The sequence below is a fragment of the Mycolicibacterium aurum genome (assembly GCF_900637195.1).
GTDB lineage: Bacteria > Actinomycetota > Actinomycetes > Mycobacteriales > Mycobacteriaceae > Mycobacterium > Mycobacterium aurum.
The window spans coordinates 965,523-977,718 of record NZ_LR134356.1 but is presented as its reverse complement, the minus strand read 5'-3'; the positions used below and the strand labels follow the sequence as shown (position 1 = coordinate 977,718).

11 protein-coding genes are annotated in these 12,196 nt (G+C 68.8%); 2 read left to right on the top strand and 9 right to left on the bottom strand.

The window, feature by feature from the left end; genetic code table 11:
- Nucleotides 1-85: 85 nt before the first annotated feature.
- Genes EL337_RS04715 through EL337_RS04695 form a run of 5 tightly spaced genes read right to left on the bottom strand, consistent with a single transcriptional unit; the run spans nucleotide 86 to nucleotide 5,882 of the window.
- Nucleotides 86-1,738 carry a dipeptide ABC transporter ATP-binding protein gene (locus EL337_RS04715; protein WP_083443192.1) on the bottom strand — a complete coding sequence of 551 codons (1,653 nt, stop codon included), beginning with the start codon at nucleotides 1,736-1,738 and terminating at the stop codon, nucleotides 86-88.
- Nucleotides 1,735-2,595: an ABC transporter permease gene (locus EL337_RS04710; protein ID WP_053086857.1), complete on the bottom strand. Its 861-nt coding sequence runs from the start codon at nucleotides 2,593-2,595 to the stop codon at nucleotides 1,735-1,737. The genes EL337_RS04715 and EL337_RS04710 overlap by 4 nt, the downstream gene beginning before the upstream one ends.
- Nucleotides 2,596-3,633: an ABC transporter permease gene (locus tag EL337_RS04705; RefSeq protein ID WP_053086856.1), complete on the bottom strand. Its 1,038-nt coding sequence runs from the start codon at nucleotides 3,631-3,633 to the stop codon at nucleotides 2,596-2,598. It lies immediately after the preceding gene.
- Nucleotides 3,634-3,653: 20 nt separating this feature from the next.
- A complete protein-coding gene (locus EL337_RS04700) occupies nucleotides 3,654-5,033 on the bottom strand; it encodes an NtaA/DmoA family FMN-dependent monooxygenase (RefSeq protein WP_048634109.1) in 1,380 nt (459 codons plus the stop codon).
- 6 nt (nucleotides 5,034-5,039) lie between these two features.
- Entirely contained in the window at nucleotides 5,040-5,882 is an 843-nt protein-coding gene (locus EL337_RS04695; RefSeq protein WP_048634108.1) for a sulfurtransferase, read from the bottom strand.
- Between the two features lie 237 nt (nucleotides 5,883-6,119).
- On the opposite strand from EL337_RS04695, the gene EL337_RS04690 reads away from it, so the two are divergent.
- Entirely contained in the window at nucleotides 6,120-6,953 is an 834-nt protein-coding gene (locus EL337_RS04690; RefSeq protein WP_048634107.1) for a sulfurtransferase, read from the top strand.
- Nucleotides 6,950-8,260, top strand: a complete 1,311-nt coding sequence (locus EL337_RS04685; protein ID WP_048634106.1) for an MFS transporter — start codon at nucleotides 6,950-6,952, stop codon at nucleotides 8,258-8,260. The genes EL337_RS04690 and EL337_RS04685 overlap by 4 nt, the downstream gene beginning before the upstream one ends.
- A gap of 1 nt (nucleotide 8,261) precedes the next feature.
- Here the strand turns inward: EL337_RS04685 and EL337_RS04680 are convergent, their stop codons facing one another.
- From EL337_RS04680 to EL337_RS04665, 4 genes are all read right to left on the bottom strand, one after another.
- Nucleotides 8,262-8,594 (bottom strand): 4Fe-4S dicluster domain-containing protein, encoded by a 333-nt coding sequence (locus tag EL337_RS04680; RefSeq protein ID WP_048634105.1) that lies wholly within the window; start codon nucleotides 8,592-8,594, stop codon nucleotides 8,262-8,264.
- On the bottom strand, nucleotides 8,591-10,141 hold the full coding sequence (locus tag EL337_RS04675) for an FAD-dependent oxidoreductase (protein ID WP_048634138.1): 1,551 nt from the start codon (nucleotides 10,139-10,141) through the stop codon (nucleotides 8,591-8,593). The genes EL337_RS04680 and EL337_RS04675 overlap by 4 nt, the downstream gene beginning before the upstream one ends.
- A 165-nt stretch (nucleotides 10,142-10,306) precedes the next feature.
- Nucleotides 10,307-11,143 carry a sulfurtransferase gene (locus EL337_RS04670; RefSeq protein WP_048634104.1) on the bottom strand — a complete coding sequence of 279 codons (837 nt, stop codon included), beginning with the start codon at nucleotides 11,141-11,143 and terminating at the stop codon, nucleotides 10,307-10,309.
- Nucleotides 11,140-12,174 (bottom strand): ketopantoate reductase family protein, encoded by a 1,035-nt coding sequence (locus EL337_RS04665; protein ID WP_235666613.1) that lies wholly within the window; start codon nucleotides 12,172-12,174, stop codon nucleotides 11,140-11,142. Before EL337_RS04665 ends, EL337_RS04670 begins: the two co-directional genes overlap by 4 nt.
- Nucleotides 12,175-12,196: the final 22 nt, after the last annotated feature.

The window sequence follows — 12,196 nt, the reverse complement described above, 5'->3', positions numbered from 1 at the left end:
CGTTCGTTCCATCTCGTGTGAAGGCCGCACGCCTTGTGCGGTCATGGTGTGAATTGGGGGTCAGCGGGGCGTCAGCTGCGACAGCTCACAGTGTCGGCACCGCCTGTAGCAGGGCCTGCGTGTACGGGTCACGCGGGGAGTCGAACACCTCGTCGGCGGTGCCTTCTTCGACGACGCGGCCCCGGTGCATGACCAGAACCCGGTCGGCTATGTGATGGACCACGCCGATGTCATGAGAAATGAACAGCAGCGCTGTCTTTCGGATGGCACGGATCTCCAGTAGCAGGTCGAGTATCTGGGCCTGGATAGAGACATCGAGCGCCGACACCGCCTCGTCGCAGACCAGCAGCTCGGGGTCGGAGCCCAGAGCGCGCGCGATCGACACTCGCTGGCGCTGTCCGCCGGACAGCGAGCGCGGATGCCGGTCGATCACCGCGGCGGGCAGGTGGACGAGGTCGAGGAGTTCGCGGATGCGGGCATCGCGTTCGGTCTTGCCCTGACGGCCCAGAGCGACAGTCTCGGCGATGATTTCGCGCACCGTGTACCGGGGGTCGAACGATCCGACAGAGTCCTGCGCCACCAGTTGGACTGCGCCGAGCCGCGGCGGCTCGTGTCCGCGTCGGCCCGTCCAGCGGCGCCCGCCGATTTCGACGTGTCCGGCGTCGGGAGCCAGCAGTCCGGTGACGATGCGCGCCACCGTCGACTTTCCCGAGCCCGACTCCCCCACCAGGCCGACGATCTCGCTGCGCCGGATCGCGAACGTGACGTGCTCGGCGGCGGTGAACTCGTGACGGCGGCCCTGCCGGTAGAACTTGCCGACACCTGCGATGTCGGCGACAACCTCAGGCCCTACCGAATCTGGCTGCGGTGCTGCCTTTTCCGGGTCGCTGAGCAGACGCCCTCGGGTGTCGCGTCCGGGTACCGCCGCGACCAGCTTGCGCGTGTAGTCGTGCTTCGGGTCGTGGATCACGTCGGCGACGGGGCCGTGCTCGACGATCCGGCCGTTGTGCATCACCACCACGTCGTCAGCGACCTTCGACACCACGGCGAGGTCGTGGCTGATCAACAGCACGCCGCGACCGTCGTCGGCCAGTGCGCGCAGCAGTGCCAGGATGCGTGCCTGGACGGTGACGTCGAGCGCTGTTGTTGGCTCGTCGGCGATCAGCACGTTGGGTCGTCCGGCCAGCGCCGACGCGATCAGCGCACGCTGCCGCAGCCCGCCGGAGAGTTGATGCGGGTAGTTGCGCCTGCGATACGCCGGATCGGGTATGCCGACCGAATCCAGTAGCTCCTCGACGGCGGCAACGCGTTGTCGACGGGGGAGGCGCAGCGCCTCGGATACTTCGGCCTGCACGGTCCGCAGTGGGTCGAGCGAGGTCAGCGCGTCTTGCAGCACGAAGCCGATCTGGCTGCCGCGCACTCTGCGCCAGTCTTTCTCCCCGAAGTTCCGAGTGTCGACGCCACCGACCTCGAACGTCGCTGCCTCGACGCGGCTTCCGTCACCGGCGAGTCCCACCAGCGTGCGAGCCGTCACCGACTTGCCTGAGCCGGACTCGCCGACGATCGCGAGAATGCGCCCGCGCCGGACCGTGAAGTCGACGTCGGAGACGACGGAGACCGGGTCGCCGTCCGCTCCACGCACGCTGTCGAAGGACACCGTCAGGCCCTTGACGTCCATAAGGACGTCGCCGGTCTGCCCGTCGAGTGGTGCGGCGATCTCCGTCGGTGCCACCGTCATGGCTGCACCCTCCGCTCGAAGCGACGCTGCAGGTTCCTGCCCACGATCGACACACTGACCACGGTGATGGTGATGAACAACCCGGGGAAGAAGCCGACCCACCACGCAATCCGCAGGTCCTGGCGCGCATCCGACAGCATCGAGCCCCATTCGGGCAGCGGCGGTGTCGGCCCGAAGCCCAGGAAGCTCAGCCCGGCGGCACCGATGATCGCGGTGCCTATGCCCAGCGTCGCGAGCACCGGCACCGTGCCCAGAGCATTCGGGAGGACGTGGCGGACGGTGCGGCGAGCCGCGGAGGCGATGGCCAACCGAGACTGCGCGACGTAGTCGGACTCACGCACGCGCAGCGTCTCGGCGCGCACCACACGGCCGTATCGGGGTGCCGACGCGATCGCGATGGCGGCGATGACATTTCCGGTGCCCGGGCCGGTCAGCGTGATGAGCATCAGCGCGAACAGCAGGTCGGGGAACGCGCCGACCGCGTCGAACACGCGGGAGATACCCTCGTCGATGCGGCGATGCGCTACGCCGGCGATCAGCCCGAACAGCACGCCGATCACAACGCCGAGCGCGGTGGAAGCAACGCCGATGAGAATCGAGTAGCGGGCGCCGTGCACGACGCGCGACCACACGTCGCGCCCGAGATGGTCGGTACCGAAGATGTGCTCGAAGCTGGGGGCGGCAAGGGCATTCGACATGTCGCTGGCCAGCGGGTCGCGGCCGGTGAACAACCCGGGGAACACCACGGCGATCATGAGCAGCACCAGGATGGACGCAGCGATCAGCAGGCCGGTGTGCCGGAAGCGTGTCAGGCCCGAGGACAGCGAGCGCCCGGGGAACGCGAAAGTCGTTGCCATCTAGCGCACCCGCATCCGCGGATCGATCCACAGGTAGACGATGTCGACCACGGTGTTGACGGCCACGTACAGGGCGACTGCCAGCAACGTGATGCCGAGAACCACCGGGACGTCCTGTCGGGTGACGGCGACCACTGTGGCCTGACCGATGCCCGGTCGGCCGAAGACCTGCTCGACGATGACCGTGCCGGTGAGCATGCCGCCCACCGACCAACCGGCCAGGGTGGCAGCCGGGATCAGGGCGTGCCGCAACCCGTGCCGGATCTTGAGCTGCCACGGCGAGATTCCGCGGGACAGAGCCGTGACGGCGTAGGGCTGCTCCAGTGAACGCTCGATCCCCTCCCGTAGCACCTGCGACAGCACCGCCGCCAAGGGCAGCCCCAGCGTGAGGCTCGGCAGGATGAGGTTCTCCAGCTTGCTGCCGCCGACCACGGGCAGCAGGCCCAGCTGGAACGACAGCACGGTGATGAAGACGATGCCCAGCCAGAACGTCGGGATCGAGGCGAAGGTCAGCTCACCGAGGTAGGTGATCCGGGTGCCGATGCCCTTGCGGCCCGCCGTGGTGACCGCGACGACTACGGCGACGACGACCGCGATCAGCGTGGCCGCGGTCGTGAGCTGTGCGCTGGCGACCAGGCGGTGGCTGAACAGGATGTCACTCACCGGAACTCGCTGCACATACGACATCCCGAAGTCGCCGTGCACCAGTCGGGCGAGGAAGTCGATGTACTGCGCGAACAGTGACTTGTCCAGACCCCACTGCGCCTCGATGGTGGCTCTCAGCTCCGGTGTGTCGAATTCCCCCATCAGCAGCGTGACCGGGTCACCCGGAGACAGATGTACGGCCAGGAACGCCGCCGACGCCGCCAACCACAGCACCACCACGGCAGCGAAGAGCTTCTCGCCGATGTAGCGGGCCTGGAAGGCGACACCTGCCCAGCGGCCCACCTGCCGCGGCGGCGCGGTGCGCCCAGAATCCTGGGCCACCGCGGCGTCCGCGCCGGGCAGGCTGGTGTGCGAGGTCTCGAGGACGGTCATAGATTTGCGCAGTCGGCCGGTCAGCCGAACGCTGCCTCCCCTACCGTATGCAGGCTCTTGGTGTGGACATGGTCGTCGAATCCGTCGCCGGGACGCTCGAGCCCGAGGGTGTCGCGCAGCGTCGTGCCCGGGTACTCGGTGCGGAAGATGCCCTTGCGCTGCAGCAGCGGCACCACGTGGTCGACGAATTCGGTCGCCACATCGGGTAATTGGGCCGACATGATGTTGAAGCCGTCGGAAGCCCCGGCCTGCACCCAGGTCTCGATCTGGTCGGCGACCTGTTCGGGTGAGCCGATCGCGGTGACGTGGGTCAGACCACCGCCCTGGCGGGCGATGATCTCGCGCACGGTGAACTTCTCGCGCCGGGCGGTGCCGATCAGCGCGGCGAAATGCCCGCCGGAGGCGCCGAGTTCGCCGTCCGCGGGAACGAGGTCCCACGGTAGTTCCTTGTCCAGATCCAGAGCTTCTACCGGCACACCGATCTGCAGGGCCAGCGCGTTGATGGCGAAGCGCTCGGTGTGCAACTCCCGCAGTTCGATCTCGCGCTTGCGGGCCTCGGCCTCGGTGGGAGCGACCAGCGTGATGAGGCCGGGGAGCACGCGGATGGTGTCGGGGTTGCGGCCCCAGCCGGCGGCGCGTTCGCGGACGGTGTTGCGGAACGCGATCGCTGATTCGATGGTCGGCTGCACGGTGTAGACGGCGTCCGCGAACCGCGATGCCAGGCCGATGCCGTCCGGCGAGGACCCGGCCTGCACCAGAACCGGATGGCCCTGCGGTGAGCGTGGAAGCGGCAGTGGGCCTGAGGTTTTCACGTGCTCGCCGGTGTAGTCGACGGCGCGAATCCGCGCTTCGTCGACGTAGGTACCGGTCTCCCGGTCGGCCACCCATGCATCGTCGGCCCAGCCGTCCCACAGCGCGATGACGGCCTCGACGAACTCGTGAGCGCGCTGATAGCGGGCATCGTGGTCGAGTCCGTGCTCACGGCCGAAGTTGCGCGCCACGTCGTCGCCGTTGGTGGCGACGATGTTCCATGCGGCGCGACCATTGCTGATGTGGTCCAGCGTCGAGATACGGCGCGCCAGATTGTAGGCCGAGTTGTACGAGCTGGATCCGGTGGCGACCAGGCCGATGTGGCTGGTGTGTTGCGCGACGGCGGCGAACGCGAGCGTCGGGTCGAGACCGCGGAAGGGTCGGTACTCGCCGCGGTAACGCCACACCGGGGTGTCGGCGAGGAACACGGCGTCAAAGAGGCCTCGCTCGGCGATCTTGGCAACCTCGATGTAGTGCTCGAGGCTGCTGTACTGCTGGGCGTCACCGTGGCCGGCGCGCCAGGCGCCCGGGAACACGCCGCCCGGAATCAGGTTGAGATTTAACGTGATCGAATCATGTGGGAAAGTCATCGTTCTCTACCTCTCTACCGGGAAGCCGACGATGCTCCCCCATTCGGTCCATGAGCCGTCGTACACGCGCACGTTGTCGTAGCCCAGCACTTCAGACAGCGCGATCCACCCGAGTGTGGACCGGTGCGACAGCCGGCAGTAGTTGACGATGAGAGCCGCTGTGTCGCCTACCTTCTCGTCCACCAGATGCTGGAGCTCGGCCCGCTCACGCAGCCGGCCGTACTCGTCGAGCAGGTCGCGGAAGAACAGGTGCTTCGCACCGGGGATGCGGCCGTGCCGCTCGGCACCGTGGTCGATCGGGGCGTTCGGGCCGCTGACACGCGCGCCGCTGTACTCCTGGGGGGTGCGGTAGTCCAGGATCACGACGTCGTCGCGGCCCAGCAGGGCGCGGACGTCATCCCGTCCGATCCGCAGGCGTTCGTCGGCCTCGGTGGGTTCGGGGACCGGCAGCCGCGCTTCGGGTGCGGTCCGCTCGACGGTGCCGCCGGTGCGCAACCCGCCGGCCCGCCATGCCTCCAGTCCGCCGTCCAGGTAGGCGACGTCGGTGTAGCCGCGAACCCGCAGTGTCCACAGCACATATGCCGCGAACTGGGTGGGGTCACCGGCGAGCACGATCCGGGATCCCTCGCCGGCGCCCAGCGCGAACAGACGCTCCGACAGTTCGGCGCCGGTGGCCAGTTCGCGTTCCAGCGGGTGCCAGGCGAGGTCCTTCCAGAACACCGGGCGAGCACCGGGGATCACTGGGCCGTCGGGAGCCGCGGCGTGCACTTCGATGACCGCCAGCTTGGGGTCGTCGAGCGTCGCGTCCAGTTCCTCGACGGAGATCACGCTCTGGGTGATCAGGGTCATGTGGGGCCATCCCGGGGTTTATTGTTACAAATGTCTTTGATACAAAATGTGTTGGCTTGCAAGCACATTAAAAGCCGCCCGGGGTGGCGTCCATATTTTCTCTTACCGCGAGAATAAGTACCGATACCTGCCGTACGCTGCGGATGAGGAGTTCGCGTCACGCGTATTTTTTCTCGGCCTCATCGACCCTGGGCAATGTTATGAAACATAATTCGTGATCGACGATGGAGGACACACATGAGTGAGGCGGCCCGCTCCGCCCACCTGATCGGCCCGGCCGAGCTGACCGCATGGCTCACCCGACGACCCGAGACGGTTGTGCTCGACGTACGGCATGCGATGCCGGCCGATCATGCCGACAGGGCGGCTTATCTGAGCGCCCACCTGCCCGGGGCGCAATTCGTGGATGTCGACGCCGATCTCGCCGGACCGAGTACGGGACGAAATGGAAAGCGCCCGCTGCCCGGCGCTGCCGAATTCGAGAAAACCCTGCGGCGCTGGGGCATCGACACCGGCACGCCCGTCGTCATCTACGGATCTGCCCGGTCCCCCGCCCCGGCGCGGGCATGGTGGCTGTTGCGATGGGCGGGCGTGGACTCGGTGCGACTGCTCGACGGCGGAGTCGACGGCTGGACCGGCGCGCTCGAGTCAGGGGAGCCGGGTGACGTCCGGCCCGAGAGCGACTTCGCGATTCGCCCCGGTGGGCTGCCGGTGGTGGAGATCGGGGAGGTGCCGTCGTTCGCTGAGCGCGGCCTGCTTTTCGACGCACGGCCGGCCGCCAAGTTCACCCATCCCACCGATGCAGGGGCCGGGCACATCCCGGGAGCCCGCAGCGCACCGGTTGCCGAATTCTTCGACGCCGCGGGCTTTCTGCTACCCGATGAACAGCTCCGTGACCGCGTGGCCGGTCTCGGGATACCCACGGGCGCGGAGCCGGCGGCATACTGCGGCACCGGGGTGGCGGCGGCGCTGGAGGTCTTCGTGCTGGCCGTGCTCGGGGTGCGGGCCCGCCTGTACGTCGGGTCTGCCTCCGAGTGGGCAGCCGATCCGGCCCGCTCCCTCGTGCGGTGACGCCGCCGACCGAACGAACGGGGAAGCGGCGTGTCTTTCTCGATCTGACACCATTTCGCCACAGCCGGGCCTTCACCCGGCTCTGGCTCGGTACGGCGCTCGGCAGCATCGGCCAGGAGATGACCGTCGTCACGGTCGCGCTCCAGGTCTATGCCATCACATCGTCGACCTTCGCCGTGTCGCTGATCGCCGGTATCGCGTTGGGACCCATGGTCATTCTCGGCCTCTATGGCGGCACGCTGGCCGACCGATTCGACCGCCGATGGGTGGCGATGATCGCCTCGGTGATCTCCTGGCTGGCCATCGTCGTGCTGGCCGTACATGCCATCGTCGGCGGTAGTTCGTTGTGGGTGCTGTACACGGCGGCGACAGTCAACGCGGTCGCGGGCACCGTCGGTGGAATCACCAGGCGCGCCATCATCCCGCGACTGCTGCCCCGCGAATTGCTCCCTGCCGCAGGCGCACTCAACGGCATCAATATGGGTCTGATGGCGACGCTCGGTCCGCTGATCGGTGCCGCCGCGGTCGGTGCGGGCGGGTTCCAGGCCGCGTTCCTGATCGACGCCGTGCTGCACACGGCGGCCTTTCTCGGGGTGTGGGCGCTGCCTGCGCTGCGCCCGCTCGACGAGACCCGCGCTGCCGCGGTGGGGGCTCTGCGCGCGGTCCGCGACGGGCTGGGTTACCTGCGCCGTGCAGACAACATTCGCTTCGCGCTGACGATCGACCTGTTCGCGATGGCGCTTGCCCAGCCCCGTGTGTTGTACCCCGCGCTGGGGGCGGTGACCCTCGGTGGCGGGGTGACCACTGTCGGCGTGCTGTCGGCGTCGTTCGCGGCGGGCGCGGTGCTTATTTCCCTGTTCTCCGGGTGGACGGGCACAGTGCGACGTCAGGGCGTCGCGATCATCGTGGTGTCCTACATCTACGCCGCGACGATCGCCGTTGCGGGAGTGATCCTGCTCCTTGCCGTGATTCGTCCGAGTTCTGGGACCAACACCGTGGCGATCGCTGCTCTTGCGATCACGCTCGCGATCGGTGGCGCCGCCGATGCGGTGTCCGCGATCTTCCGCGGGGCGATTCTGCAGGCCGCCGTGCCTGACGCCCTGCGGGGTCGCGTTCAGAGCATCTTTTCGATCATCGTCACCGGCGGTCCGCGGGTCGGCGATGTGGTCACCGGCGCGGTCGCCAGTATGTTCGCGATCTGGAGCCCGCTGGTCGCTGGCGGCATTGCCATACTGCTGGTGGTCTGGTTCCTGACGCGCCGCACGCCGTCGTTCCGGAACTACGACCGGGACGACCCGCAGCCGTGACCTAGTGCGGCGCCTGGGGTTGCACCGCGCTGCGGGCGCCCGGCGACCGGCCTCGTCCCCAGCCCAACACCGCCCGGTAGCCGCCGATCAGGCCGGCTTCCTGCAGGGCGTCGACGTCGCGGAAGCGCGAGTCGTCGGCCACGGGATACACCAGGGGCGCAACGAACAACGCGTCCACCGGACAGTACGCCTCGCACTGGAAGCACGTCTGGCAGCTGTCGTGGCGGGCGATCACCGGGATCCCGTCCTCGCCGCGGTCGAAGACCCTCGTCGGACACACCTCGATGCAGCGGTCGCAGGTGATGCATCGATCCGCGTCCACGATTTCGATCATGCGGCGCGCTCCCGGTCGGCCAGCCAGCGTGACTCGGGCTGGGTCCACACCTCGTCGAGGCCGCCGGTGACCAGCCGCTGCTGCTGCGCTGGATCGATGTCGGGGAAGTCGAATCGCTGGTGCATGCCGCGGGATTCGGTACGGCGCAGTGCCGCGTGATACATCCACCGGCCGTGCGCCAGCATCGCGGCAGTCTCGCGGGCACGCAGCCCCGTTCCGGCCCGCGCCGTCCCCCAGAGGGTGTCGAGCTCGGCGAGCGCGGGCGTCAGCCGGTCGGCATGGCGTAGGTAGTTGATCTCGTAGGCCGTCGACAGGCGGCGAACCTCCGGCAGCGCTTCCGGTGCCACCCCCAGGCCACCCACGTCGGTCAGCCGCTCCGGCGGCCGTCCCCTGGTATGGGCGAAGTCGGCGGCACCGCGGCCTGCCCACGCTCCCGAGCAGGCGGCCCAGGACGCGTTGTGCGCGCCACCACCGGTGTAGGCGCCCGCGATCAGCTGTCGCGTGGCCGTGTCACCCGCCGCATAGAGCCCGGGAACATCAGTGGCGCAGTCATTCCCGGCGATGCGCACACCACCGGTGCCGCGAACCGTACCCTCGCACAGCAGCGTGATCTCGAAGAGGTCGGTGAAGGGGTCGATGCCGAGCCTGTCGAAGATCAGGAAGAAATTCGGTTGTCCGGTGCGCATCGTGGCGCGGTCAGACTCGGCGGCCCGGTCCAGGCGGGCGTACACCGGCTCGTCCAGGAGGGTCTGCGCGATGAGCCTGCGGTCCTTGGTAGCGCCCGGGGCTTCGAGGAAGGAGCCGTCGGCACGGTAGAACGACGCCCACGCGTAGTAGGCGTTCTTCGTCATCGACGTGTCCTTCGGTGCCACCGCGTAGGCGTTGGAGAACTCCATGCCCGACAGCACCGCACCGGCCTCGACGGCCATCAGAGCGCCGTCACCGGTGTCGGTGTCGCACCCCATGGTCTTCGACTGGAACGCGCACCCACCGGTGGCCAGCACAACCGCCCCCGCGGTGATCCTCACCCGGGTCCCGTCGGCGCGGCGGACTGCGACCGCGCCGGAGACGGTGCCGTCGCGATCAGCCAGCAGGTGCAGGGCGGGCGTATGGTCGAGGATGCGAACACTTAGGCGCTGCAGCCGAATCCGCTGGCGTCGCATGTATTCCGGACCTTGGAGGTCCTCGCGGATCTGGGTGCCGTTCTCGTCGACGGGGAACGGGTAGCGCTGGATCCGCGCGAGCTCGTCCATCCGCACGATCGTGTCGTCCAGGACGCGGCTCATCCAGCGGCGGTCGGTGAGGTGGCCACCGATCAGTTCACGCTTGGCCATCGCGGCCTCACGCAGTTCGGGAACGTCGTCGACGTACCAGACTCCCGTCCCGGCCGACGCCGTCGCGCCGCTGGCGCCCGTGTACCCCTTGTCGGCGACGATGACATCGGCACCGGCCTCCGCGGCCTTGATCGCCGCCCACGTGCCCGCGGGTCCGCCGCCGATCACGAGCACGTCAGCTGCGAGGGTCTCGGCTTCTCGCGAGGTGGTCAGTCGAGTCGCCTTCCCGGGGTGCGCGGCGCCGAGTTGCGCCGCCCGGCAATCCTTCCCGATCGCGGGGCGTCCCGACAGCAATGCAATCGCCGCGATTCTTTCTGCGATTTCGGCGTGCTGGGTTGCCGCTGGCGCCCCCTGGCACGCCCAAATCGCCAGAGAACGTCAGCCGCGTGCCACCTCGCGGCCGGGTTCTGCGCTCCACTGGGACCACGACCCGGGGAACAGCGCCGCATCCACGCCCACCGACGCCAGCGCCGCGACGACGACCGCCGCCGTCACGCCCGATCCGCAGTACGCCGCGACGGCGGCCCCGGGTCGCACGCCACTGGCGCTGAACAGGTCGGTCAGGTCGGCGTCCGGCAGCAGGGCACCGCCGGCGGTGAGCAGGCTGGTGCTCGGCACGTTCACCGCGCCCGGAATGTGCCCTGCGACCGTGTCGACGGGCTCGTTGTCGCCGCGGTAGCGCTCGGGTGCGCGGGCATCGACAAGTACCGGCGAGTCGACGGCCTCGTCTGCAGTGACGGCGCTGCGCGCCCCGGCATATAGGTCCTCGTGCGCGACGGCAATGTCGCCGGGCTCGGGAGTCACTGAGCCGGTCTCCAATTCACCGTTCCAAGCAGCGAGGCCGCCGTCCAGGATGCGGACATCGGCGATGCCCGCCGCGGTCAGCACCCACCAGGCGCGGGCTGACCCTGCGCGGTTCCAGTCGTCGTAGACCACGACGGGGACCCCGGTACGGACACCCCAGCGCCGCGCCGCTTCCTGCAGGGCAGATCCGGAGGGTAGTGGGTGGCGGCCGCGCCCGTCGACGCTGTGGTCGGTGAGTTCATCGTCCAGCGATACGTACACCGCCCCGGGCAGATGGCCTGCCGCGTAGGCCGCGGTGCCGTCGGGCTGGGGCAGTGACCACCGGACGTCCAGCAGGGTGATGGGCTCACCGGCGTCGAGCCTGCGCGCCAACTCGGCGGCGGTGACGAATACCTGATCACGAGCGCTCATGAGTCCCTCTCGGTGGCGGCACCATCGGTCAGGCCCAGCAGCTTGGCGAGCTCGTGTTCAGCGAGCTCCCCGGGGCCGCGGCCGGAATGCGCGGTGTCCCTGGCCAACCGGGCCAGGGCCGTGTTCAACGGCGCTGCAGCTGCGCACCCGTGTGCGATGCGCACGATCTCACCGTTGAGGAAATCGGTCTCGACGCTGCCGCTGCGGCGGGCCAGGGACTGCCACGTCGAGTTCGAGATCACCTCCTCGGCGCCGGCCACCGGCCGCATCGTCGGGCCCTGTGCGCGAGCGGCGGTCGACACCTCGAACGACACGTACTCGATGCCGGCCTCCGCCAGCACCGCCTCGCCCTCGTTCCTGACCGCAGTGGCGACCTCGCCGTCGCGCTCCGAACCTGTCAGTGCGACAACGGCGTTGCTGAGGTTGCTCAGCAGCTTGTTGTACTTCCACGGTGCGACGTCGGGCGGGAGCGCGACGAGGATGCCGGCCGGCGTCCAGGTGGCGGCGATGTCCTCGAGCAGCGCACGGTCCTCAGGCGTCGCCAGGGCGGCAGGCCAGCGTGCCACGTGGAAATGTCCTGCCACCGGCCATGACTTCGTGATCACCTCGCCGGGTGTGACGTGGGCGGCAGGCATCCAGACGCACACTCCGAAGACCCTGGCGAAGAAGCGCAGCGCCTTGTCCTCGGCCACAACGCCGTTGAGGGCCGCCAGGACAGGCAGTACCTCACCTGCGCTGCCCACCGCGGCGTCGCCGTCGAACACCGGCCGGTCGACCCACTCCTGCAGCGCAGCGTCCAGTTGATGGGTCTTGGTCGCGAACACCAGGACATCGCGGGCCGTCAGGCGGACCTCGTCCGGAGCCGCGGCGACAGAGACCGGGATCTGGAACGCGCCGTCGGGGGTGCGCAGCGTCAGACCATTGTCGGCGAGGGCACGCGCATGCGCGCCGCGGGCCACCAGCACCACGTCGGCACCGGCGCGGGCGAGCACGCCGCCGATGGTCCCGCCGATGGCACCGGCACCGATCACGACGTAACGATGGGACACAGTC

Coding starts and splice junctions, on each gene's coding strand:
- EL337_RS04670 (WP_048634104.1), bottom strand. CDS start 11,143: ATGAGCGCTCGTGATCAGGTATTCGTCACCGCCGCCGAGTTGGCGCGC.
- EL337_RS04695 (WP_048634108.1), bottom strand. CDS start 5,882: ATGACCCTGATCACCCAGAGCGTGATCTCCGTCGAGGAACTGGACGCG.
- EL337_RS04690 (WP_048634107.1), top strand. CDS start 6,120: ATGAGTGAGGCGGCCCGCTCCGCCCACCTGATCGGCCCGGCCGAGCTG.
- EL337_RS04710 (WP_053086857.1), bottom strand. CDS start 2,595: ATGGCAACGACTTTCGCGTTCCCCGGGCGCTCGCTGTCCTCGGGCCTG.
- EL337_RS04705 (WP_053086856.1), bottom strand. CDS start 3,633: ATGACCGTCCTCGAGACCTCGCACACCAGCCTGCCCGGCGCGGACGCC.
- EL337_RS04700 (WP_048634109.1), bottom strand. CDS start 5,033: ATGACTTTCCCACATGATTCGATCACGTTAAATCTCAACCTGATTCCG.
- EL337_RS04680 (WP_048634105.1), bottom strand. CDS start 8,594: ATGATCGAAATCGTGGACGCGGATCGATGCATCACCTGCGACCGCTGC.
- EL337_RS04715 (WP_083443192.1), bottom strand. CDS start 1,738: ATGACGGTGGCACCGACGGAGATCGCCGCACCACTCGACGGGCAGACC.